We start from the raw sequence: 22,456 nt of genomic DNA on the forward strand, positions 1-22,456 counted from the left end.
GCCCAGCTTTGATCAGGCAACTTGCCCGTATGGTATGCGTAGGAAACGCGCCCCACTCCCGGGGTTTCTCCCCGTTATAGCCCCTCTGCTTATATGCGTAACTGTACTTGCGCCGTTGTTTTTTTGTGTGCGTGGCTGTTGGCCACTTTTACTGCTCAGGCCCAGAAAGTAGGCTTGGTGCTTAGCGGGGGCGGAGCGAAAGGCCTGGCCCACGTAGGCGTACTGAAAGTGCTGGAGAAAAACCGCATCCCCATCGACTACATTGTGGGTACCAGTATGGGGGCCATTGTGGGCGGCATGTATGCGGCGGGCTATTCTCCCCGAGAAATTGAGGAGATTGTAATGCGGCCCGAGTTTCAGGACTGGGTGGCTAACCGCCCGCTGGAGGGCAAGGTGTTCAACTTTTACGATGCCGACCCCTCCCCGGCTGCCTTGCACCTGGGCCTGTCCATCGACTCGGCCTTTCGCACCCGGGTTACGCCGCGCATCATCAACGACGCCACCCTGAACTATAAGCTGGCCACCATGCTGGCCCCGGCCGGAGCCATTGCCGACTACAACTTCGACAACCTGTTTGTACCCTACCGCGCAGTGGCCTCGGAGGTGTTCACGCGCCAGCGGGTGGTACAACGCAGCGGCTCCCTCTCCGATGCAGTGCGCAACTCCATGGCTTTCCCGCTGGCTTTTCGTCCCATTCGTCAGGAAGATGGGCGTTACCTCTTTGATGGGGCAGTAGTTGACAACTTCCCGACCGGCGTTATCAAGCAGGAGTTCAAGCCCGACATTATTATTGGGGTAAACGTGGGCGACGTGGCCTACCGCAAATATCCCAAGGAGAAGGACGACCAGCTCCTGACCAGCACCCTGGTTTTCCTGGGCTCCAACGCCGCCGATACCCTGTCGGTGGGGCCCAACGGCATCTTTATCCAGCCCGACCTGACCGACTACACGGCCGCCGATTTTGGCCGGGTGAAGCGCCTGGTTGCCCTGGGCGAAAAAGCCGCCGAGGAAAAGCTGCAACTTACCCTGCAGCGGATTCAGCGCCGGGAGGATACCCTGGCCTTGCAGCAGCGGCGGCTGGCGTTCCAGCAGCGTGCCCCCCGCCCCGATTTCACCCGGATTTCGGTGCAGGGTTTGCCGCGCCAGCAGCAGGATTTCGTGCGTCGATTTTTCCAGCGCAGCGGCTCCACCTACACGCCCAGCGACGTGGAGGAAGGCTATTTCCGCCTCGTGAGCAACGACTTTTTCACGAATGTATACCCCCGGGTGCGCTACTCGGCGGCTGACAAGGGTTATGGCCTGAGCATTGATGCCCGCCAGGCGAACAACCTCACCGCCGACCTGGGCGTGCTGTTGTCTTCGCGCTCCATGAGCAACGTGTACATTGGGGGCGCTTACCGTTACCTGAACCGTTACTTGTACACGGCCCGGGCCAATGCTACCATTGGGCGCTTTTACAATGCCGTGCAGGGCTCGTTCCGGGTGAGTGTGCCAGGGCAGGTTCCGCTCTATTTTGAGCCCATTATCACCTTCAACAACCTCAACTACCAGGATACGGGTGGCTTGCTGGGCCAGAATGCGGAAACCAGCCAACTGGTGCAGCGCGACCTGAAAACGGCCCTCAACATCGGTATCAGCCCCAACTACCGCAGCCGCTACATACTGGACATTGGTGCCTTTACCAACCGTGACCGGTTTGCCAACACGCGCGAGGTGAGCAGCACCGACGAACTGGACCTCAACCGCTTCCAGGGCGTCACGGCCGGCATCCGGTTTGAGCGTAACTCCCTGAACTCCCGGCAATACGCTACCAAAGGCCGGCGGGCGGAGTTTGCTTTGCGCGGCGTTACGGGCCAGGAGAAGTATGAAGCCGGCACCACCTCCAACGGCGTGCCCGACCGCACCAACAACCAGCGCTGGCTGCGCCTGTCGGTATTTTCGGAGCAGTATTTTTCTTTGGGTAAAGTTGACTCGGTGGGGGCCAAAGCCCACGCCTGGGGCGTTCTGCTGGATGCCGTAGCCAGTACGCAGGGGCCCTTTGCCACCTACCGATCTTCCCTGACCACTTCGGCGGCTTTTCTGCCCCTCCCCGACTCGCGCACTTTGTTCCTGGACAACTACCGGGGCACCGCTTACGCAGGAATAGGCTTACGGTACATAAAAGGCATTTTTAGGGGCGTGGAGTGGCGCACTGAGGCCTTCACCCACTTACTGGTGCGCCCCTGGCAGCAGGTTCCGGAAAACCCAGTGCTGGTGCGCCGGGCCAAAACTATCAGCCGCCCTTACCTCACCGTTATGACTGGGCTGGTGTATCAAACGCCGGTTGGCCCGCTGTCGGTGCAAGCCATCCACTACGACGACCGAAACCACCGCTTCGGGGTATTCGCCCACATTGGCTACGTGCTGTTCCGGGACCGGTCGTTGGAGTAGGAAGTGAAATGATGCTTTAGGAAGTAAGCCAACAGCTCTGGGAACGACTTAGCCTGCTTCGCTTCTATTGCTGCCATACATGAAAGCCCTTGATGCCAACCTGGCCATCAAGGGCTTTGTGTTTCTTCCCGGGCTTCAATCCTGAAAAGTACGGGCAGCTCGGCGCTACTTCCCTACTTCTGCACCAGTATCATAGCGGAAGAGGCGGGAATTTCTACCTCGGCAGCTGCGCCGGCCAGGCTAAGTTGGCGCAGGCCCTGGGGGTTGATTTCGTCGCCGGCTAGCACCACTGAGTACGTACCCTCGGGCACTGCCAAGCGGGTAGCCCGACGGTTGCCGTTGAAGAGCACCACAATGTTATTCCACTCGTCGCCGCCGGCGTGGTCCTTGAGGCGGTAGCCGATGGTAGTAGGCGGCAGGTTGGGCAGGAATTCCAGGTGCTGCTGCACCAGCGCCTGGGTGGGCAACCGGAACGCTGGGTGGGCCTGCCGCAGCGCCAGCAGCTGCTTGTAAAACGTGAATACGCGCCGGTAACGCACTTTCCGGGCCCAATCAATCTGGTTGATGCTGTCGGGCTGGTTGTAGGAGTTGTGGGACCCAAACTTGGTGCGCAGAAACTCGTCGCCGATGGGCAGGAATGGTACGCCCTGGGAGGTAAACACGATGGTGTTGCTGAGTAGATCCATCTTGATGCGCTCCTGCTCGGAAGCGGTGGGGTTGGAGGCCGCCAGCTTATCCCAGAGTACCATATCGTCGTGGCAGGCCACGTAATTGATGGTTTGGGCCGGGGAAGCAGCCCAGGGCGCTTTGGAGTAATTTACTTTAGCGTAGTCGAGCTGGGGATGCTGAGTAGCGGCTACTATTCCGAACTTCACGCTTTCCTCTAGCCCCGGCTGCCCGCTGGCAAAGCCTGGCTCCGTCTGGCGGGCGAAGTGGCCCTTCACTCCGTCGCGTAACTCATCCGAAAAGGCCGCTACGCGGTCCAGCTTAAGCACGTTGGCTTTCAGGGCCCGCTCGGTTTCGGGCAGGGGCGAGCTACCAGCCGTCCAGCCTTCCCCATACACGAAAATGCTGTGGTCCTGCTGGTCGAGAGCCACGCGCACGGCCCGCATGGTGCGCAAATCCAGCACGCCCATTAAATCAAATCGGAATCCATCCACGTGGTACTCCCGGGCCCAGTACGCCACCGACTCCACAATCAGCTTGCGCACCATGGGCCGCTCAGAGGCTACTTCGTTGCCGCAGGCCGCCGCGTCGGAGAGGCTGCCATCGGGGCGGTGACGGTAATAGTAGCCGGGTACCAGCTGCTCGAAGGAAGTGCGCGAAATAGCCGTGGTATGGTTGTATACCACATCCAGCACCAGCCGCAGGCCTTGGCGGTGCAGAGCCTGCACCAGCTGTTTCAGCTCCCGAATGCGGCTGGCGGGGTTGGCGGGGTCGGTGGCGTAGGAGCCTTCGGGGGTGGTGTAGTGCAGCGGGTCGTAGCCCCAGTTGTACTGGTTATCGGCCAGGCGGCTTTCATCAACCGAGGAAAAGTCATTGGTGGGCAGTAGGTGCAGGTGAGTGATGCCCAGTTCGGTGAGGTGGTCGAGGCCGGTTGTAACGCCGCCCGGGCCACGCGTGCCGGTTTCAGCCATGCCTAGATACTTGCCCTTCTGCTGCACGCCCGACTGCGGATGCATGGATAAGTCACGGACATGCAGCTCCCCAATCATCACGTCGGTGGCTTGCTTAAGGCGGGGTCGCTCATCTTCGGCCCACTGCGCCGGGCTTGCGGTGGCAGGGTCGAGCAGGGCGCCGCGCTGCCCGTTCAGGCCCAGGGCGTGCACGTAGGGGTCGGGCACTTCGGCCATCTGCTGCCCTTTAATGGTGGCCTGCACCACGTAAAACTTGCCGGCCGGCTGGGCGGGCAGCGTGTACACCCAGGTTCCGCTGGTCGATTTTTGCATGGAGTACTCCGCCGCAGGGCTGCCCCCCGTTCCGGCGGTGTACAGCTTTAGTTGCAGCTTCTCGGCCGTAGGAGCCCACACTCGCAGTCGGGCCTGGCCTTGGTGAAAGGTCAGGCCGAGGTCGGGGCCGTCGTAGGTTGGGTAGGTATCATATACGTCTCCCACCTGAGCGGTACGGCAGGTAGTGAGCGTACTTAGGACCAGTAAAGGGGCAAGCAGAATCCGGAGTTGCATAGGGGTACGGAATTGAACCCCCAAGTTCGGTGGTTTAAGCTGCGCCCGGAAACTGGGCCGCTACTCCGGCCGGATTTTTCGGGCAAAGTCGCGCAGCAGCTGGGCTACTTCTTCCGGAGCTTCATAGGGCAGCAAGTGGCCCGCGCCGCTGATAATTTCAAGGGGCGTGCCTTCGGGCAGCAGCGGCAGCGTTTCCAGCCCATGCACCGAGGGCGACATTACCGCGTCCTGGTCGCCGGCCAAAATGGTGCAGGGCACCTCCATGTTACACATCCGGGCGCTGATATCCTCCCGGCTGCCGTGTAGCAGCCAGGCATCGTAGGCCAGGCGGGCGCTTTGCAGGTTATCCTGCACAATCTGCTGCTGATCAGCTGCTGATAAGGGCCGCACGGTAATGGTGCGCAGGTTTTTTTCGGCTTCGGTGGGCTTACCGTAGGCTTTAAGGCTGCTCATCCGGTCCTCATCGGTCATGGGCTCGGGGGTAGGCGGCGAAGGACTCAGCAGCGCTACCCCCAGCAAACCCGCCGGCTGCCGGGAGGCCAGAGCCAGCGCAATTTTACCACCCATGCTGTGGCCCACCAGCACGTACTGCGTTAGTTGGTTTTCCTCAATAAACTGCGCTACCTGGTTGGCGTAGGCATCCACAGTGTAACTACTTACCTCCGGCGGGGGCGCGTCGCCGAACCCGGCCAGGTCGGGGGCCAGCAGAGAGTACGCGGGTGCCAGCAGGCGGGCTACGGCCTGAAACTCGCGGCCGGAGCCCGCCCAGTAGTGCAGGCCAACAAAGGCAACGGAAGAGGATGTGGGCATAGGAGCAGGTACAAAGCAAGGCCCTTTCGGAGCCGGTTACGTGTAGCGGCAATACGCAGCCGAGGGGTTTACAGCTGGCCTGAACTGGCTAGTTTCTCCAGGGCGGCTTTAAACTCGGGGGTATCGTAATCGGCCATGCCCTCATGGCGGGCGGCAATACGCCCGTCGGGGCCCACAATAACAGTTGTCGGAATGGACTCAGAATCGAAAGTTGGGGGAAGCGGAGCCGCGGGGAAATACACCGGAAACGTGTAACCCTTGCGCGCTACCAGGCGGCGGGCCTTCTCATGGTTCTGATCCAGGGATACCATCACGAAGGCTACTTTACGCTTATCTACCTGCGCGTAGAGTTTCTGTAGGCCGGGCATTTCTGCCACGCAGGGCGGGCACCAGCTGGCCCACAGATTCACCAGCACCGCCTTGCCCTGCAGGTCGCGCAGGTTGGCGGGCTGCCCATCCAGAGTAAGCAGGGGCACATTGTGGGGGTAGCCGCCAGTGGGCTGCCCGGGCGCCGATGCTGGAGCTGCGGGCAGCGCCGGGCGCCACAGGCCCGTAGCCAGCAGAGCCCGTTGTACGCCGCCCAGCACGGGTGTACGCAAATCGGTGAGCAGAATAAGCAGGAACGCCGCTAGTCCGCCCCATTGCAGAGCGGTACCCCACGTTGACTTTGAAAGTTGCATGATGCTCTACTCAGAAAAAGTTGCTCAAGACACGCCACTTGGCCGCCAGTACTGTAAATATCTGTGCCCACAGCAAGGGGGTCGCCAAAACCCCGCGGGCCGTTTAGCGCCACCGGATCTTTTGTTTGGCCCTGCCAGCCTGTAAACGCTCCGGTACTTGCCGCAGAATAATAGCACGGAGCGTTTCCAGCAGCGGCAGGCGCACAAACCCCCGGTGTACTACCAAGCTAATTTCGCGCACGGGCTCGGGAGCAGCAAACCGCTTCACCATGGGGTTATCCAGCTCCTGCAGCACCGACAGCTCCGGCACCAGTGTGTAGCCGTGGTTGTGGCGCACCAGTTCCTTCAGCGTTTCAATGGAGCCGCTTTCGTAGGTGAAGGGCCGGTTGGTAGCCGCCGGGGCCGGGGCGCAGATGTTGAGTACCTGGTGCCGGAAGCAGTGCCCCTGCTGCAACAGCCAGAGGCCCGGCTCCCCCATATCGGCCGGGGCAATGGTGGCCTGCGGGTATAGGGGGTGAGCCGGGGAAATGTACCCCAGGAAAGGCTCTTCCAGCACCGGAACTTCCCGCAGCTGCCGGTCCTCCAGGGGCGTTACCAACAGGCCCATATCCAGCTGATTGTCTTTGAGACGCTGGATTATCTGGGCCGACTGCAACTCCTCCACCTGCACGCGTAGCTGCGGGTAGTGCTCCACCAGGGCCACCAGAAACAATGGCACCAGGTAGGGTGCCAGCGTGGGAATGATGCCCAAGCGCAGCTCCCCCACCAGCTCGCCTTTTTCCAGTTGCACCACCTCGTGCAGCTGCTGCACCTGCCGCAATACTTGCCGGGCCTGCTGCACTACTTTAACGCCTACGGCCGTGGGCTGCACGCCTTTTGTGGTACGGTCAAACAGCAGCACGCCCAGCTCTTCCTCCATCTTTTGGAGCTGCATGCTGAGCGTAGGCTGCGTAACGTGGCACTTCTCGGCAGCCAGCACAAACTGCCGGTACGAATCCAACGCTACCACATACTCCAGTTGCTGAACGGTCATGGGCACAAATATAGATACAGACTATAAACCTATAGCAACAATCAATTTTACTTATAAACGGTATTGCCGCACCTTTGCCAAGCTCCGCCTTACTAGAGAGCTCAACCGTTCTACTCCATGGAAGAATCAACTCAGCCCAAGAAACTAACTACCGCTTCGGGTCGCCCGATTTTTGACAACCAGAACACGCAGTCGGCTGGTGCCCGCGGGCCGCTGCTGCTGCAAGACTATTTCTTCCACGAGAAGTCGGCCCATTTCAACCGGGAGCGGATTCCGGAGCGCGTGGTGCACGCCAAAGGCAGCGGCGCCTACGGCAAGTTCACCGTCACCCACGACATCACCCACCTGACCCGCGCCAAGCTATTTAGCAAGGTTGGCAATGAGTGCAAACTGTTCGCCCGCTTCAGCACCGTAGGCGGCGAGAAAGGTTCGGCCGATACCGAGCGGGACCCCCGCGGCTTCGCCCTGAAGTTCTACACCGAAGACGGCAACTGGGACCTGGTAGGTAACAACACGCCGGTGTTCTTCGTGAAGGACCCCATCAAGTTCATGGACTTCATTCATACCCAGAAGCGGGAGGCCCGCAGCAACCGCAAGAGCCCTACCATGATGTGGGACTACTGGAGCCTGAACCCCGAGAGCCTGCACCAGGTAACCATCCTGATGTCGGACCGCGGCACGCCCTACGGCTACCGCCATATGCACGGCTACGGCTCCCACACTTTCTCGCTGATCAACGCAGCCAACGAGCGAACCTGGGTAAAATTCCACTTCCGTACCCAGCAGGGCGTGAAGAACTTCTCCGACGAGGAAGCCAAGCTGATGAAGGCCGAGGACGCTGATTTCGCGCAGCACGACCTGGTAGACGCCATCGACAACGGCAACTTCCCGAAGTGGACCATGTTCATCCAGACCATGACCGAGGAGCAGGCCCGCGACTTCCGCTGGAACCCCTTCGACCTCACCAAAGTGTGGCCCCAAGGCGAATTCCCGCTGCAAGAAGTTGGCGTGATGGAGCTGAACGCGGTGCCTGAAAACTACCACGCCCACGTAGAGCAGGCCGCTTTTGCCCCGGCACACGTGGTAGACGGCATCGGCTACTCGCCCGACAAGATGCTGCAAGGCCGCATCCTTAGCTACCCCGACGCACAGCGCTACCGCTTGGGTGTCAACTACGAGCACCTGCCCGTAAACGCCTGCCCCTTCGGCTTCAGCAACTACCAGCGCGACGGCCTGATGGCCCTGGGTGCCAACGGCGGCCCCGGCCCGAACTACTTCCCCAACTCGTTCGATGGCCCAGAGGAAGACAAAACCCAGGGTGAGCCTGCCCAGGAGCTCGACGGTTTTGCCGCCCGCTACGACCGGAATGAAGGCCCCGGCAACGACGACCATTATACCCAGGCCGGCAACCTGTTCCGCCTCCTCGACAAGCAGGCCCAACAGAACCTGATTGCCAACGTGGTAGGTGCCATGAGCGGCATCGAAGGCCCCAAAAAGGACCTTATCACTCAGCGCCAATTGTGCCACTGGTTCCGGGCCGATGTACGCTTGGGCATGGCCATTGCTAAAGGCCTGGGCGTAGATGCCGAAATGCCCGCCGAACACGCTCCCGCTGCTGCGGTATAGGAAACTGCATAAGGCAACACGCAAAAGCGCCCCCTCACACGTGTGAGGGGGCGCTTTCGGGTTAAAACTGCGTTACTATTTCTCCACTTTGAGGGTAGCGGGGCGGCTGGTGAATTCGAACATTTCGGCGTGGGGCACAACGGTAATCTGGCCAAACTCCTCAATCATCATCTTGTAGCTCTCCCCCACCGGTCTGATTTTTCGGTCCAGGTCGTAGAGGCCGCAGGCATTTACCTTCAAACGCTTTTCCCGCAGGCTGATGTCCCAGTCGAGCTGATCGAGGAGGCTATACCAGGTAAACCCGACCACCGGCACCCCATCCTGACGAATACGCTGCACGTTTACCCATTGCTTCCAGAGCCAGCACTCGGCATCCTTGGCATTAAACGTGTTGGTTTCGGTGTGGAACACGGGCTTGCGGTACCGCTCGTAGTACTGCTTGGTCATGGTATACCAACCCAGCACGTCCTCGGCCTCGCACAGGTCACCATTGGGCTTGATTATCTTCTCGTTGCGGCCATAATAGTCGTTGCCCATAATCTGGTAGCCGGGCGGCTCACCAGCCATAAACCACTTCATTTCTTCCCGGGTCATGCCGTTGTCGAGGCAGTAAAGCAGCACTTCGGCGTCAATGGTGTGGGCGTACAGCAAATCCAGAGACAAGAAGCGCAGCTTGTTCTGCAGCCGGATTTCGGCGCTTTCCACTGCCCGCATTTCATGGATGTACTCCGCCGATTCGCTTTGCACGATGATGCAGTCGGGGCGGTAGCGGGCAATTTGCTGATTGCCCATGATGCTGGCCGCCGTAATGTGCTTCATGGCCGTGATGAAAGCCCGATCATCCTTGAGCTGCTCGTTCCAGATACCATCTTTGGCAGAGGCGCGGGCCGTCACGTAAATTTCGTTGACGGGGGTATAAAACCGTACCCAGGGGTAGCGCTGGGCCACGGCCCCGCAGTACTCGGCAAAGTGCACGGGTAGCTCGGGGTTCTGGAAATTCCCGATCCAATCGGGCACCCCAAAGTGCATTAAGTCCAGAATAGGCGTAATGCCGAGGCGCTTGATTTCGGCCATGGCCAAATCGGCAAACTCCCAATCAAACTGGCCGGGTCCCTTGTGAATGAGGTAGTAAGGCAGATTATAGCGCAGCACCTTCAGGCCCATTTCCTTCACCAGCCCCAGGTCTTCCCTGTAGCGGTTGTAGTGGTCGGTTTCGGCCAGCAAATCGCGCCGGATGGTACCGTTGGCAATAGTAGGATAAGAACACTCCACACCGGTGGCAAACATGAAGTTGCCGGGCGTGCCGGTGGGCAGTCCCGTACCATCGTGGCCACCGGCCCCACCAAACTGGTCGCCCTCATACCGGCCGTCGCCGAACCGGTCTTTAATGTGCGTAAGAAAATTCTTGGACATGACGTGTTAGAAGTCAGTTACTGGGTGTCAGCGGCGGGTTGCTATCAGAGTCTGACAACCAGTAACTGACAACCCAAATCAGGTATCCAGCCGGTTTTGCGCTTCCAGAAACTTATCGGCAGTGCGCAGGCTCAGGGCCATAATGGTGAGGGCCGGGTTCACGCTCAGGGCGCTGGGAAACACGGAGTTATCACATATATAGAGGTTGGGCACATCAAAGGCTTTACCATCCGGGTTCACCACTGCATCGTCGCCGCTCAGGCCCATGCGCGCCGTGCCAATGACGTGAGCGTAGCGCTCAAACGCCCAGATATCCGTGGCGCCGGCCGCTTCCCAAATCTGCCGCATCAGCTTTTCGGCGTGGCGGTTCATGCGCTGCTCGTTTTCCTGGGCCGTGAAGTGCAGGCGGGGTTTGGGCAGGCCGCGCGCATCTTTCTCCTCACTGAGCTCCATAAAATTGGCCTCGTGCGGCAGACAATCACCCAGAATATTAATGCCGGCCACGTGGTTGTAGCTCCGCATATAGTCGCGCAGGGGCTGCCCCCACAGCTTACGCTGGCGCACCATTTGGGTGGCAAACGTAACGGGCATCACCCCTATACTTTGCAGCAAATACCCTCCGGCAAAATCGGCGTCTTTGGGGCGGTGGGTGTCCTCGGAAATCAGGCCACCCGGAATACCCTTGTAGGGCCGGACATCTTCGTGGAAAGTACCCCAGACCTGCATGCCGGGGTGAGCCATAAAGTTTTTGCCAACGTGCCCGCTGCTTAATGCTAGCTTATTGAGCATGAGCAGGCGCGGCGTTTCTACGGCCCCGGCGCACAAAAACAGATGGCGGCAACGCTGACGCACCGTTTGGCCGTGCTGCTCATACACCACGCCCGTTACGCGGCCGGTGGCGTCGCGCTCAATTTCGGTCACGTAGGCATCAGCCCTGATTTCGGCCCCGTAGCTTTCCGCCAAGGGCAGAAAGGTTACGTCCATACTGGCTTTGGCGCCCCGGTTGCAGCCCGCCTGGCAAAAGCCCCGGTTGGTGCAGGCCTCACGCCAGCCAATGCCCTCCTGGTAATAGCGCGCCGACAACGCCGCGTTGGCCGCCGGAGAGGTGGTAATACCGAGTTGGGCACAGGCTCGCTCCATAAGCTGGGCCGCTCCATTGAGTGGCAGCGGAGGCAGCGGGTAGCCCTTGCGGCGGCCAGCATCCCAGGGGTAAGGCGTAGGACCCGATATGCCCAGAAAGTGCTCTATTTCCTCGTAGTACGGCTCCAGCTCTTCGATACCAAACGGCCAGTCTACACCCTGCCCAAAGTCGGTGTGCAGCTTTAAGTCGCCACGGTGGGCGCGGGGCGTGTAGGCGGTGTAGTGCAACGTGGAGCCACCCACGCCGGTGCCGGAGTTGTTTTTACCGAAAGCCACCGGGTTTTGCCCGGCCGAAAGGCGCTCATCATTCCAGAACAGGAAGTTCTGGGCTTTCTCGTCGGTGGCGTAGTCTTTGGTCGGGTCGCGGCGTGGGCCGGCTTCCAGGGCCACCACCTTTAAACCGGCCATAGTCAGCCGGGCCAGCAGGGGCGCTCCACCCGCACCAGTACCAATTACCACGCAGTCTACTTCCTCAATAAAATCAGGAAGGGCAGCTGGTTGCTCCTGCTCGGTAGGGGTAGCGGCCGGGGCCGCCTCATTCTCGGCCAGAATATTTTTAAGCAGTGGGTCTTGTATTTCGGGCTGAACCGGGTTCAGCACGCCTTCTTCGAGTACTTCTTCTTCGGGCATGTGCGGTGAAATGGTGAAGTGGGGAGATGGTGGGTTGGACGTTCCATCGACGTAAGCAGCTTACATGATGCAGTTTGACCATCAAACTCACCATTTCACTGACTCACTAACTCTCAGCAGGTTCCCGGTCTTCCCGCTCGTTGAGGCCGATGCGCGTCCAGCCGGGTTGGTCGGCCATGCCCACGTACCCTATTTCCTCCTGGGCCAGAGGGTGGGCGTAGTAGCTTTCCGTCAGTTCGGCCAGCATTTCCTCAAAAAAGTATTTCTGCGACACTTGCGCCCAGTTTTCACCCGACGCTTTTTCGGCCGCCAACTGCCCCAGCACAGTATCCTGGGCGGTTTCATTAAGCTCCATAAACGGCTGCTGAAACTGCGCCTGGGCCGCCTGATTGATACCACCCAGGCCCAGCCGGTAGGCTTCCCGGTCGGGGGGCATCACATCATAGCGCCAGCCATCGGCCCGGCCTTCCGCCAGCCGCTTATCCACGTTCGGGGCCAGCTCAATGGGCGCTTCCCGTTCGGGCTGGGGGAAAAGGCGGGCAGCCACGGCCCGTAACAACTGGTAGGTATCGGCGTCGAAAAACTGCGGCACATAGTTTGTCGAAATAGTGAGCCGGGCTTCCAGCGCCGCTTTGGTGGCGGGCGTCACATGCTCGGAATCAAGCAGCGCCCGGACGGTGCCTTGGGGATATTTCATAGGGGTGAGGTGGAGAGTTTGCGAACTTGTGAAAGGCAGCTGCTGGCCAACGGCGCTTCGCAACTTCACCGCTTCACCCGTTTACTTATTGGTCGCTGCTCATTTTGCCGCCGGTAACGTGCACCAGGGAGCCAGTCATAAAGGAGCCGTCCTGGGAGGCCAGCAGCACGTAGGCAGGAGCCAGCTCCTCAGGCTGACCAGGGCGGGCCAGGGCCACCTCGTAGCCAAATTTTTCCACCTCCTCCCGGGGCATGGTGCCGGGAATGTTGGGCGTCCAGACGGGGCCGGGCACCACGCAATTCACCCGGATACCCTTTTCTCCCAGATAAGTAGCTAGGCTTTTGGTAAGGGCATGAATGGCCGACTTCGTGCAGGCGTAATCCACCAGAATAGGAATGCCAGTGAGGCCTACAATGCTGCCGGTGTTGATGATGCAGTCGTCCTGCTTGAAGTGAGGAATGGCGGCTTGCGCCATCCAGATGTAGCCGAGAATGTTAGTATCGAACGTGCGGCGGATTTGCTCCTCCGAAATATCCTCGAACTTCTCCTGGGCCATCTGGAAGGCCGCGTTATTGACCAGAATGTTGAGGCCACCTAACTCGGCGCGGGTGCGGCGCACGGCTTGCTTGCACTGTTCCGGGTCACGCACATCCAGCTGCAGCAGAATGCACCGGCGCTGCTGAGCTTCTATTAGCCGTTTGGTTTCCTCGGCATCTTCCACGTTTTCGTTGAAGAGAACAGCCACGTGAGCTCCTTCCATGGCAAACGCCACTGCTACCGCCCGCCCAATGCCCGAGTCGGCACCGGTTATGAGGGCAATTTTATCCTGCAGCTTGCCAGCCGCCCGGTAGGTACTGAAGCTCATGCCGGGCTGCAGCTTCATGTCGGCCTGTTTGGCGGGGTAGGGCAGCGTTTGGGCGTGCTGCTTCATGTCCTTGGCCGTGGGGCGTTTCACGGGCTCAGGCACTTCGGCGGCAACTTTGGACGCCTGTTTGGCGGCGGGCGTAGCGGCCGTTTTGGCGGCTTTGGCGGGAATAGGATTTGCGGGAGTGGCGTCTTGTTTAGGAGTCGCAGCTTTCTTTGCAGCCATAGCGGAAGTGGTAAGGAATAGTGCTGAGCTTATGCCTTACGCGAAACTGCTGAGGTTGTTGAGCCTTGGCCAAATTGATGTACGTACACGCGGCAGCTCAGGCTATTACTGCACTATTACTTCCACCCGACGGTTTCGAGGCCTCTGCTCTGGCTGGCGGTTATCGGCCACCGGCCGGGTTCCCCCGTAGCCCACGGCCGTCAGCCGCACCGAATCGATACCCTGCCGGACCAAGTAGCGACGTACCACTTGGGCCCGCTGCTGGGAGAGGCGCAGGTTCAGGTGGGCCTCGCCCACGTTATCGGTATGGCCGGCCACTTCCAGGCGCAGAGCGGGCTGACGGCGCAGGGTCTGGGCCAGTTCGTTGAGCATGGGCTGGCTCGAAGGCAGCAGCTCGGCGGTGCTCTGGGTGAAGTACAGGTTGGGTAGTTCCACGGCCGCGCCTTTGGCCAGGTTGCCCAGCTCCGCCAGCGCCGGCCGGTCATTCTTAGGCGGGCGCGGCCGGCTGGCCACGACGGGCCGGGGAGTTGGTTTGGTAGTCAGAACGGGCGTGGGTTTTGGCAACGGTGCGGGCGTGGGGCGCGGGCGGTACCCGATGACCAGGGCCGCCTTTACAGGCGTAGACTTGATACGGCCCCGCCGGGCGACCAGATAGGCCGCCGAATCAGCAGCGTTGGTGAGTTTAACCCGCACTGGCCGCGCCGACCAGAGGTAGCGCGTTGGAATGGGCTGAACGTTGGATTGGCTACCGAAGAAATCCACCATCGACGCGTCGGGCCGCTGCCAGGCCAGCAGCAGCCGGGAGTCCAGCGCGTTCTGATAATACTCCACCCGCAGCGCATAGCGCTTCCCGGCCTCCATCCGCACGCGGGCCTGTCCCTTGGTAAAGTACTGGTCGCGCCAGGAGTCGAACAGCAGCTGGTTGTCCAGCCACACCCGCACGCCGTCGTCCACGGTCAGGTGCAGCACGTACTGGCCCGTCACGGGGGCTTCCAGAAACCCCGTCCAGCGCACCGAGAAATGCTCGGCCGGCACGCCCGGGGCGGGCGGCAGCTTGCGCCACTCAAAATCCAGCTGGTTGTCAATGCGCGTCAGTACGGCCCGCTCGAAATTCTGTCCCCGGTAATACGTGCCCGTCAGGCCGCGCGGCGTCAGGGTCTGGGCGGGGCTGAGGAGCGGTGCCAGGAGCAGGGCGGCAACCCCGGCGGCATAGGATAGTGGTAGCATGATAAAAGCGGAAGTGATAAGGAAGACCCAAGCTAGGCAAACTGCCTTTCATTTCAACGAAGCACTCAGCGCATCATTGTCCCATTCCACCAAACGCCCTGCTCTGCCGGCCCGGGCATAGGCCGGGCCCGGCCAAGACAGCAGACGCCGCCCCCCCTCGCCTGCCCAGTTCAACTCGGCGGCCCACTCCTGCGTACACCCCGGTACCTCTCCCGTAACTAACAAACCACCCCATCCCATGGCTGACAAGAAAGAAACCTCCGCCAAAAAAGACCCCTGCTGGAAAGGCTACGAGCAAGCCGGTACCAAGAAGAAAGACGGTAAAACCGTGCCCAACTGCATCAAAAAGGACTAGCTACCTCACTACTCCTTGCTTAGAGCCCGGCCGTGCCAACGGCCGGGCTTGTTGTTTTTAGCGGCTTGCGCTGTATCTTCGCTGTGTTACTTATCCAGAAAGACCGAGGGATTGGGCCCAATGACGTCTTAGCAACCTGAAATAAAACAAGGTGCTAACTCCCTTTTCAAGGCCTTTGCGGGCCTTGAAAGAAGATAAGTACGGAACCGGCCTCCGCGCCCGGCTCTTTCTGGATAGGCACTTTTCGCCGCTGATTTTCCTTAGAAGAGCCGATATGCCGACCGTTCTCACCGCCTCCGCCCGCCCCGACTCGCCCCTCTACGACATTCTGCGCCAGCGCGTCCTGGTGCTGGACGGCGCCATGGGCACCATGATTCAGCGCCACCCGCTGACCGAGGAGGACTTCCGGGGCACCCGTTTCGCCGACCACTCGCACCCCTTGCGCGGCAATAACGACCTGCTTAGCCTCACCCGCCCCGACATCATCAAGGGCATCCACGCCGAGTACTTTGCCGCCGGGGCCGACATGGTGGAAACCAACACGTTCAGCGGCACCACCATTGCCCAAGCCGACTACGCGCTGGAACACGTGGTATATGAGTTGAACTACGAGTCAGCTCGGCTGGCCAAGGAAGCCGCCGACGAGTTTACCGCTCAGAATCCGGCCAAGCCACGCTTTGTAGCCGGGGCCATTGGCCCCACCAACCGCACGGCCTCCCTCTCGCCCGACGTCAACCGCCCTGGCTTCCGCGCCGTGACCTTTGACGAGCTGGCCACCGCTTACCACGAGCAGGTGCGCGGCCTGATTGACGGCGGCTCCGACGCGCTGCTCATCGAAACCATCTTCGACACGCTCAACGCCAAAGCCGCGCTGTACGCGGTGCAGAAGTTCTTCGACGAAGGTGGCCGGGTGGTGCCCGTCATGATTTCCGGTACCATTACGGATGCCTCGGGCCGCACGCTGAGCGGGCAGACGGTAGAAGCTTTCTGGAATTCCATTCGCCACCTGCCGCTGCTGAGTGTGGGGTTGAACTGCGCCCTCGGGGCCGACCAGCTCAAGGTGTACATCAAGGAGTTGAGCCGTATTGCCGACGTACACATTTCCGCTTACCCCAACGCCGGTTTGCCCAACGCTTTTGGCGGCTACGACGAGTCGGCGCAGGAGTTTGCGGGCGTGGTAGAAGGCTACCTCTCCGACCGGCTCGTGACGGTGGTGGGCGGCTGTTGCGGGACCACGCCCCAGCACATTGCCGAGCTAGCCAAGCTGGCCGAAAAGTACGAGCCGCGCCCCTTGCCGGAAGTGCCCCAGGCCACCCGCCTGAGCGGGTTGGAGCCGTTCGGCATCACCGGGGAAAGCCTATTTGTGAACGTGGGTGAGCGGTGCAACGTGACCGGTAGCCGCGCTTTCGCCCGCCTCATCCGTACCGGTGCCTACGAGCAAGCCCTGCAAGTAGCCCGCGACCAGGTGGAAGGCGGTGCTCAGGTGATTGACGTGAACATGGACGAAGGCATGCTGGATTCCGAGCAGGCCATGACCACGTTCCTGAACCTCATTGCCTCGGAGCCCGACATTTCGCGGGTGCCGATTATGATTGACTCCTCGAAGTGGAGCGTGCTAGAAGCCGGCCTGAAATGCGTGCAGGGCAAGAGCATCGTCAACTCCATTTCGCTGAAGGAAGGCGAGGAAGTGTTCAAGCAGCGCGCCCGCACCGTGCGCCAATACGGCGCGGCCGTGGTGGTTATGGCCTTCGACGAAAACGGCCAGGCTGACTCCTACGAGAAGCGCATCGAAATCTGCCAGCGCAGCTACGACATTCTGGTGAACGAAGTCGGGTTTCCGGCCGAGGATATCATCTTCGACCCCAACATCCTGACCGTGGGCACCGGTATGGAGGAACACCGCAACTACGCGCTGGACTTCATCGAAGCCGTCCGTTGGATCAAGCAGAATCTGCCCGGCGCCCTCACCAGCGGCGGCGTCAGCAACATCAGCTTCTCGTACCGCGGCAACGATGTGGTGCGTGAGGCCATGCACTCGTCGTTCCTGTACCACGCCATTCGGGCCGGCCTGGATATGGGCATAGTGAACCCCAGCCAGCTGGCCGTGTACGACGAGGTGCCCAAGGACCTACTGGAACTGGTGGAAGACGTGCTGCTTAACCGCCGCCCCGATGCCACCGAGCGCCTCGTGGACTTCGCCGACACGGTGAAGCAGAAAGACAAAGTGGAAGTGGTGGCCGACGCCTGGCGCAGTTTGCCGGTGAAGGAACGCCTGCAACACGCTCTGATAAAAGGTCTTACTGAGTTTATCGACCAGGATACCGAGGAGGTGCGGCAGCTGGTAGGCCGCCCGCTGGAGGTGATTGAAGGCCCATTGATGGCCGGTATGAACGTGGTGGGTGACCTATTTGGCGCCGGCAAGATGTTCCTGCCCCAAGTGGTGAAATCGGCCCGCGTGATGAAGAAAGCCGTAGCCTATCTGGAGCCCTACCTGCTGGCCGACAAGCAAAGCGGCGACCGGCAAACCGCCGGCAAAATCCTGCTGGCCACCGTGAAAGGCGACGTGCACGACATCGGCAAGAACATCGTGGGCGTGGTGCTGGCCTGCAACAACTTCGACATTGTGGACCTGGGCGTGATGGTGCCGCTGGAAACCATCCTCGACGAAGCCCAGAAGCAGCAGGTAGATGTCATCGGGCTAAGTGGCCTGATTACGCCGAGCTTGGATGAAATGGTGTACGTAGCGCAGGAAATGGAGAAGCGCGGCCTCAAAACCCCACTGCTCATTGGCGGTGCCACTACCTCGCGCCTGCACGCCGCCGTGAAGATTGCCCCCAACTACAGCGGCCCCATCGTGCACGTGAATGATGCCTCCCGCTCGGTGGGCGTTGCCGCCGCGCTGCTGGGTTCCGCCGATGTCGAGTACGCCCGCACCGTGCGTGAGGAGTACCGCCAGCTCCGTGAAGACTACGCCGGCCGCCAGCGCGAGAAAAACTACCTCACCATTGAAGCCGCCCGCGAAAATGGCTTCAAGGCCGACTGGGAAACCACGCCCATCGTGAAGCCGACTTTCCTGGGCACCAAAACCCTGGAAGACTACGACTTGGCCGAGCTAGCCGAATACATTGACTGGACGCCGTTCTTTCAGACATGGGAGCTGAAAGGCCGTTACCCCCGCATCCTCACCGACGAGAATGTGGGCGAGGCCGCCACCCAACTCTTCAACGACGCGCAAGCCATGCTCAAGCGCATCATTGAGGAGAAGCAGCTCACGGCCCGCGCCGTGCTGGGGTTCTGGCCCGCCAACACCGTCGGCTACGACACGGTGCAGGTGTTCAAGGACGATACCCGCCAGGAAGTGCAAACCGAGTTTTTCACCCTGCGCCAGCAAAGCGAAAAAGCGGCCGGCGTGCCCAACCTAGCTTTCTCTGACTTTGTGGCGCCGCGCGAAACCGGTCGGGCCGACTACATCGGGGGCTTTGCCGTGACGGCGGGTATTGGCATCGAGAAACACCTGGAGCGGTTTGAGGCCGAGCACGATGACTATTCCAGCATCATGATGAAGGCCCTGGCCGACCGCCTCGCCGAAGCCTTTGCCGAGCGCCTGCACCAGCGCGTGCGGGAGGAGTTCTGGGGCTATGACCCGGCCGAAAACCTGTCTAACGAAGACCTCATTCAGGAGAAATACAAGGGCGTGCGGCCCGCTCCCGGCTACCCCGGCTGCCCCGACCACACCGAGAAAATCACCTTGTTTGAGTTGCTCGACGCGGAAACCAAAACCGGCATCCGCCTCACCGAAAACCTGGCCATGTACCCGGCCTCCTCAGTGAGCGGCCTGTACTACGCCCACCCCGACTCCCGCTACTTCGGGCTTGGCCGTATTGGTCAAGACCAGGTAGCCGACATAGCCGAGCGCAAGCACATGCCCCTGCCGGAACTGGAACGCTGGCTGATGCCTAACCTGAATTATGAGCCGGCGGCTGTGCCTGTCCCGACATCCCAAGGCTGAAGCCCTGGGCTACGCAGCGCGCATTTCCGCCCTCCAATAATCTCATCAATCCTAGCCCGCTGACTAGCCCAGGGCTTCAGCCCTGGGAGACTCGCGCCAGCAGTATGAAAGTAACCGAACACCTGACCCGGGCCAACGGCAAAACGCTGTTTTCCTTCGAGGTCCTACCCCCCAAAAAGGGCGAAAATATTCAGAACCTGTTTTCGAATATTGAGCCCCTGATGGAGTTCAAGCCGCCGTTTATTGACGTTACGTACCACCGCGAGGAGTATGTGTACCGGCAGCACCTCAACGGCCTGTTGGAAAAGAAAACGGTGCGCAAGCGGCCGGGCACAGTTGGCATTTGCGCTGCCATCAAAAACCGCTTCGACGTGGATACGGTGCCCCACCTAATTTGCGGTGGCTTCTCGAAGGAAGAAACCGAAAATGCCCTGATCGACCTACACTTCCTCGGTATCGACAACGTGCTGGCCCTGCGCGGCGACCCCATTAAATCGGAGGGTGTGTTCAAGGCCCACCCGGATGGGCACGGCTACGCCTGCGACTTAATCGGGCAGGTGGCCGACCTCAACAAGGGGGCGTACCTGGATGAGGAGCAGGATGATGTGTGGGCTACCAACTTCTGTATTGGTACGGCTGGCTACCCCGAAAAGCACTTCGAATCACCTAACTCGGGGGCGGATATCCGCTACCTCAAGCACAAAGTGGACCGCGGCGCCGAGTACATCGTGACGCAGATGTTCTTCGACAACGAGCAGTTCTTCAACTTCGAGAAAAAGTGCCGGGCGGCTGGCATACTGGTGCCCATCATACCAGGCCTCAAGCCGCTCACCACCAAAAGCCAGCTTACGGCCCTGCCCCGTTCGTTCTACCTCAACCTGCCCGACGAGCTGGTGGATGCCGTGCACCTGGCCCCCGACAACGCCGCCGCCCGCGAAATCGGGATTGAGTGGTGCATCAACCAGAGCCGCGAGCTAATGGCCCACGGCGTACCGGTGCTGCACTATTACAGCATGGGCAAGGCCGAGGCGGTGCGCCGGGTGGCGGCGGCACTTTTTTAGGAGTGCTGTTGTGAAAGATGAAGTTGTGCCTCGTTCTTTACCTGGGCGGCCGGGCTTAGCGTACTGTAAGGGCGCCTGTTCTTTCCCATTTCACCTTTCACAAATTCACACTTTGAATTCCCTCGACGACCTGTTCAGCCGCCTGCGGGTTGCTACCTCGCCCACAGAAATTGAGGCCCTGCAGGACGGAATCTGGCAGTTGTGGCTCACTACCAACCACCCGCTGCTCGACAAGCACCTGGAGGCGGGCATGCGGGCCCTGTCGGCGGAGGAGTACACGGTAGCCATTGCGGAATTTACGGAGCTGACTACCGCCTCGCCGGAGTACGCTGAAGGGTGGAATAAACGGGCTACGGCGTATTACCTGCGCGGGGAGTTCAACGCGGCCCTGCGCGACGTGCGCGAAACTCTGCGACTGGAGCCCCGGCATTTTGGGGCATTGTCGGGGTGGGCGGCCATCCTGCGCACTATCGGGGATAACCGGGGGGCGCTGCTGGTGCTGCAGCGCCTAGAGAAGCTGTGCCCCGGCTGGCCGGGCCTGCAAAACCAACTGCGCAGTCTGCGCGATGCGCTGGAAGAGTAACTGCCGCTGACTCAACTGTCTGGAGCTTTAGGCTTTGGGTAGTTGCACGGATAGTTGTATATTTCCCGGACTAGGAGAGCAAGCTCGTCAATCCCCCCGACGTAGTTTTGCGTATGTCTGCCGCTTCAGGCCGATAGTTCTGTTGGTTTTACTTCTTTTCCCACCCCTACAGGCCTAGGCCTGCTTTGTACTAAAACTATAATTTTCTTTCCACAACCAAGTAGGCCGACTGGGTTTCCAGCCGGCCGTTCCTACATTTTGCCCTGCCTGCCCAACCCCAATCCCGCCGCTCATGAAACAACTCCTACTCTTTAGCTTAGTACTTATCTGCTTCAGCACCCAGGCCCAGAAGCTACGCAAAACCGATACTGCCAGTGGCCTGCTGGATAAAGGCGAGAAAGTGGGGGTGTGGGAATACTATGCCTACACCCGCGACGGTAGCCAGGTAATCACCCAGAAGTACGACCACTCCACCAATAAGCTCCTGTTCTTCCGGCCCTTTGATGATGTGCCCTACCCGGTGCAGACGGCCAGCGGCGAATGGACGCGGCAACGGGTTACGCATCCGGTGTTTTTTGTGGGTGGAGACGCTGCTCTGGCACCGTACATGAGCAAGCTGAACTACCCGCCGGCGGCCCAGGCCAAAAACGTGCAGGGCCGGGTAGTCGTTTCTTTTGTGGTTGACACGCTGGGCCGCGCCTCCAACCAGCAGGTGCTGCTGGGCATTGGCTCGGGCTGCGACGAAGAAGCCCTGCGCATTGCCCGCAGTATTCCCAACCAGTGGATTCCGGCCCGCGTGGGCAGCCGGGCCGTCGTATCAAAATTTGAGCTACCCTTCACGTTCCGATTAAGCCAGCAGTAAAACGGCGCAGATGCCACCGGAACTCCGGCGCCCATCTGCGGGGGCTAACTGTTGACTGCCTGTTCTCGTATCTTACGGCCATGAAAAAGCACGTTTTGTTTGGGTTGTCGGCAGGCGCTCTGCTGCTGGCCGCCTGCGACTCGACCCCGCGGGAGCGGCAGGAAATGGTGAAACAGGAAGCCCGCAAGCTGGATACGGCCGTAGATGAGGCCGCCGCCAAGCTGCGCGTGGCTGGCCGCCGCGCCGCCCGCTTCGACTCGGTGTCGAAATCCCGCAGCCGCCAGCCCCTGGACAAAAGTTCGGAAACGGCTTTCACCAATGACTTGCTGGGTACCTACGCGGCCGTTGAAGGCCTGACGCCTACCACCATTGAGCCGGCCTTTGTGCAGTTTATGCAGCAGGTGCGGGCCAACCGCCGCCAGTGGACTCAGCGCGACTGGGACTATGCTACCGCTATCAGCCGCCGCCTCAACGCGCAGTTCCGCAACATCCGCCTTGATATTAAAGGCCGCGACGAACTGCACATTCGGGCCCTGCAAACCGAGTTTACGGCCCTGGAAACCGGCCGCGACGTGAAGGACCTGGGCGATGCCGTGAAGCAACCGTAGCCCGTTTCCTGCGTTGGAA

The 22,456-nt window shown here is 60.4% G+C and carries 16 protein-coding genes and 1 riboswitch; of the genes, 7 read left to right on the top strand and 9 right to left on the bottom strand.

Translation table 11 applies throughout. The annotated features are described in order from the left end of the window. The first annotated feature begins 138 nt into the window (after positions 1-138). On the top strand, positions 139-2,430 hold the full coding sequence (locus tag ABIB60_RS05615; RefSeq protein WP_354578321.1) for a patatin-like phospholipase family protein: 2,292 nt from the start codon (positions 139-141) through the stop codon (positions 2,428-2,430). 173 nt (positions 2,431-2,603) lie between these two features. On the opposite strand, the gene pulA is transcribed toward ABIB60_RS05615, so the two are convergent. From pulA to ABIB60_RS05635, 4 genes are all read right to left on the bottom strand, one after another. Then, a complete protein-coding gene (gene pulA / locus ABIB60_RS05620) occupies positions 2,604-4,613 on the bottom strand; it encodes a type I pullulanase (protein ID WP_354578323.1) in 2,010 nt (669 codons plus the stop codon). A 60-nt stretch (positions 4,614-4,673) separates the two neighbouring features. After that, complete coding sequence (locus ABIB60_RS05625) at positions 4,674-5,423, bottom strand: alpha/beta fold hydrolase (RefSeq protein ID WP_354578325.1); 750 nt, start codon at positions 5,421-5,423, stop codon at positions 4,674-4,676. Between the two features lie 68 nt (positions 5,424-5,491). After that, positions 5,492-6,103 (bottom strand): TlpA family protein disulfide reductase, encoded by a 612-nt coding sequence (locus tag ABIB60_RS05630; protein WP_354578327.1) that lies wholly within the window; start codon positions 6,101-6,103, stop codon positions 5,492-5,494. Between the two features lie 103 nt (positions 6,104-6,206). Next, a complete protein-coding gene (locus tag ABIB60_RS05635; protein WP_354578329.1) occupies positions 6,207-7,136 on the bottom strand; it encodes a LysR substrate-binding domain-containing protein in 930 nt (309 codons plus the stop codon). Positions 7,137-7,253: 117 nt separating this feature from the next. On the opposite strand from ABIB60_RS05635, the gene ABIB60_RS05640 reads away from it, so the two are divergent. Next, entirely contained in the window at positions 7,254-8,762 is a 1,509-nt protein-coding gene (locus ABIB60_RS05640) for a catalase (RefSeq protein ID WP_315997340.1), read from the top strand. 75 nt (positions 8,763-8,837) lie between these two features. On the opposite strand, the gene ABIB60_RS05645 is transcribed toward ABIB60_RS05640, so the two are convergent. From ABIB60_RS05645 to ABIB60_RS05665, 5 genes are all read right to left on the bottom strand, one after another. Continuing rightward, positions 8,838-10,175: a family 1 glycosylhydrolase gene (locus ABIB60_RS05645; protein WP_354578331.1), complete on the bottom strand. Its 1,338-nt coding sequence runs from the start codon at positions 10,173-10,175 to the stop codon at positions 8,838-8,840. Positions 10,176-10,253: 78 nt separating this feature from the next. Further along, positions 10,254-11,945 (bottom strand): GMC family oxidoreductase, encoded by a 1,692-nt coding sequence (locus ABIB60_RS05650; RefSeq protein WP_354578333.1) that lies wholly within the window; start codon positions 11,943-11,945, stop codon positions 10,254-10,256. 106 nt (positions 11,946-12,051) lie between these two features. Beyond that, positions 12,052-12,642, bottom strand: a complete 591-nt coding sequence (locus ABIB60_RS05655) for a gluconate 2-dehydrogenase subunit 3 family protein (protein ID WP_354578335.1) — start codon at positions 12,640-12,642, stop codon at positions 12,052-12,054. An 85-nt stretch (positions 12,643-12,727) separates the two neighbouring features. Continuing rightward, positions 12,728-13,732 (bottom strand): SDR family oxidoreductase, encoded by a 1,005-nt coding sequence (locus ABIB60_RS05660; RefSeq protein WP_354578337.1) that lies wholly within the window; start codon positions 13,730-13,732, stop codon positions 12,728-12,730. A 105-nt stretch (positions 13,733-13,837) separates the two neighbouring features. Next, positions 13,838-14,959, bottom strand: a complete 1,122-nt coding sequence (locus ABIB60_RS05665) for a PA14 domain-containing protein (RefSeq protein WP_354578339.1) — start codon at positions 14,957-14,959, stop codon at positions 13,838-13,840. A 442-nt stretch (positions 14,960-15,401) separates the two neighbouring features. Next, positions 15,402-15,515: riboswitch (SAM riboswitch) on the top strand. A gap of 73 nt (positions 15,516-15,588) precedes the next feature. Between ABIB60_RS05665 and metH the strand changes: the two genes are divergently transcribed. From metH to ABIB60_RS05690, 5 genes are all read left to right on the top strand, one after another. Then, entirely contained in the window at positions 15,589-19,323 is a 3,735-nt protein-coding gene (gene metH, locus ABIB60_RS05670; protein WP_354578341.1) for a methionine synthase, read from the top strand. A gap of 104 nt (positions 19,324-19,427) precedes the next feature. After that, positions 19,428-20,384 carry a methylenetetrahydrofolate reductase [NAD(P)H] gene (gene metF / locus ABIB60_RS05675; RefSeq protein ID WP_354578343.1) on the top strand — a complete coding sequence of 319 codons (957 nt, stop codon included), beginning with the start codon at positions 19,428-19,430 and terminating at the stop codon, positions 20,382-20,384. Positions 20,385-20,496: 112 nt separating this feature from the next. Further along, on the top strand, positions 20,497-20,967 hold the full coding sequence (locus tag ABIB60_RS05680; protein ID WP_354578345.1) for a tetratricopeptide repeat protein: 471 nt from the start codon (positions 20,497-20,499) through the stop codon (positions 20,965-20,967). Between the two features lie 292 nt (positions 20,968-21,259). Continuing rightward, positions 21,260-21,829 carry an energy transducer TonB gene (locus ABIB60_RS05685; RefSeq protein ID WP_315997349.1) on the top strand — a complete coding sequence of 190 codons (570 nt, stop codon included), beginning with the start codon at positions 21,260-21,262 and terminating at the stop codon, positions 21,827-21,829. Between the two features lie 80 nt (positions 21,830-21,909). Next, positions 21,910-22,437 (top strand): hypothetical protein, encoded by a 528-nt coding sequence (locus ABIB60_RS05690; RefSeq protein WP_354578347.1) that lies wholly within the window; start codon positions 21,910-21,912, stop codon positions 22,435-22,437. Positions 22,438-22,456: the final 19 nt, after the last annotated feature.

The organism is Hymenobacter sp. UYP22, from assembly GCF_040547285.1.
In the GTDB taxonomy this organism is placed as follows: Bacteria; Bacteroidota; Bacteroidia; order Cytophagales; family Hymenobacteraceae; genus Hymenobacter.

What these genes read in the sequence shown, in the direction of transcription:
- ABIB60_RS05655 (WP_354578335.1), bottom strand. Translation starts at nt 12,642, where the DNA reads ATGAAATATCCCCAAGGCACCGTCCGGGCGCTGCTTGATTCCGAGCAT.
- pulA (WP_354578323.1), bottom strand. Translation starts at nt 4,613, where the DNA reads ATGCAACTCCGGATTCTGCTTGCCCCTTTACTGGTCCTAAGTACGCTC.
- ABIB60_RS05635 (WP_354578329.1), bottom strand. Translation starts at nt 7,136, where the DNA reads ATGACCGTTCAGCAACTGGAGTATGTGGTAGCGTTGGATTCGTACCGG.
- ABIB60_RS05660 (WP_354578337.1), bottom strand. Translation starts at nt 13,732, where the DNA reads ATGGCTGCAAAGAAAGCTGCGACTCCTAAACAAGACGCCACTCCCGCA.
- ABIB60_RS05650 (WP_354578333.1), bottom strand. Translation starts at nt 11,945, where the DNA reads ATGCCCGAAGAAGAAGTACTCGAAGAAGGCGTGCTGAACCCGGTTCAG.
- ABIB60_RS05685 (WP_315997349.1), top strand. Translation starts at nt 21,260, where the DNA reads ATGAAACAACTCCTACTCTTTAGCTTAGTACTTATCTGCTTCAGCACC.
- metH (WP_354578341.1), top strand. Translation starts at nt 15,589, where the DNA reads ATGCCGACCGTTCTCACCGCCTCCGCCCGCCCCGACTCGCCCCTCTAC.
- ABIB60_RS05630 (WP_354578327.1), bottom strand. Translation starts at nt 6,103, where the DNA reads ATGCAACTTTCAAAGTCAACGTGGGGTACCGCTCTGCAATGGGGCGGA.
- ABIB60_RS05625 (WP_354578325.1), bottom strand. Translation starts at nt 5,423, where the DNA reads ATGCCCACATCCTCTTCCGTTGCCTTTGTTGGCCTGCACTACTGGGCG.
- ABIB60_RS05640 (WP_315997340.1), top strand. Translation starts at nt 7,254, where the DNA reads ATGGAAGAATCAACTCAGCCCAAGAAACTAACTACCGCTTCGGGTCGC.
- metF (WP_354578343.1), top strand. Translation starts at nt 19,428, where the DNA reads ATGAAAGTAACCGAACACCTGACCCGGGCCAACGGCAAAACGCTGTTT.
- ABIB60_RS05665 (WP_354578339.1), bottom strand. Translation starts at nt 14,959, where the DNA reads ATGCTACCACTATCCTATGCCGCCGGGGTTGCCGCCCTGCTCCTGGCA.
- ABIB60_RS05690 (WP_354578347.1), top strand. Translation starts at nt 21,910, where the DNA reads ATGAAAAAGCACGTTTTGTTTGGGTTGTCGGCAGGCGCTCTGCTGCTG.
- ABIB60_RS05645 (WP_354578331.1), bottom strand. Translation starts at nt 10,175, where the DNA reads ATGTCCAAGAATTTTCTTACGCACATTAAAGACCGGTTCGGCGACGGC.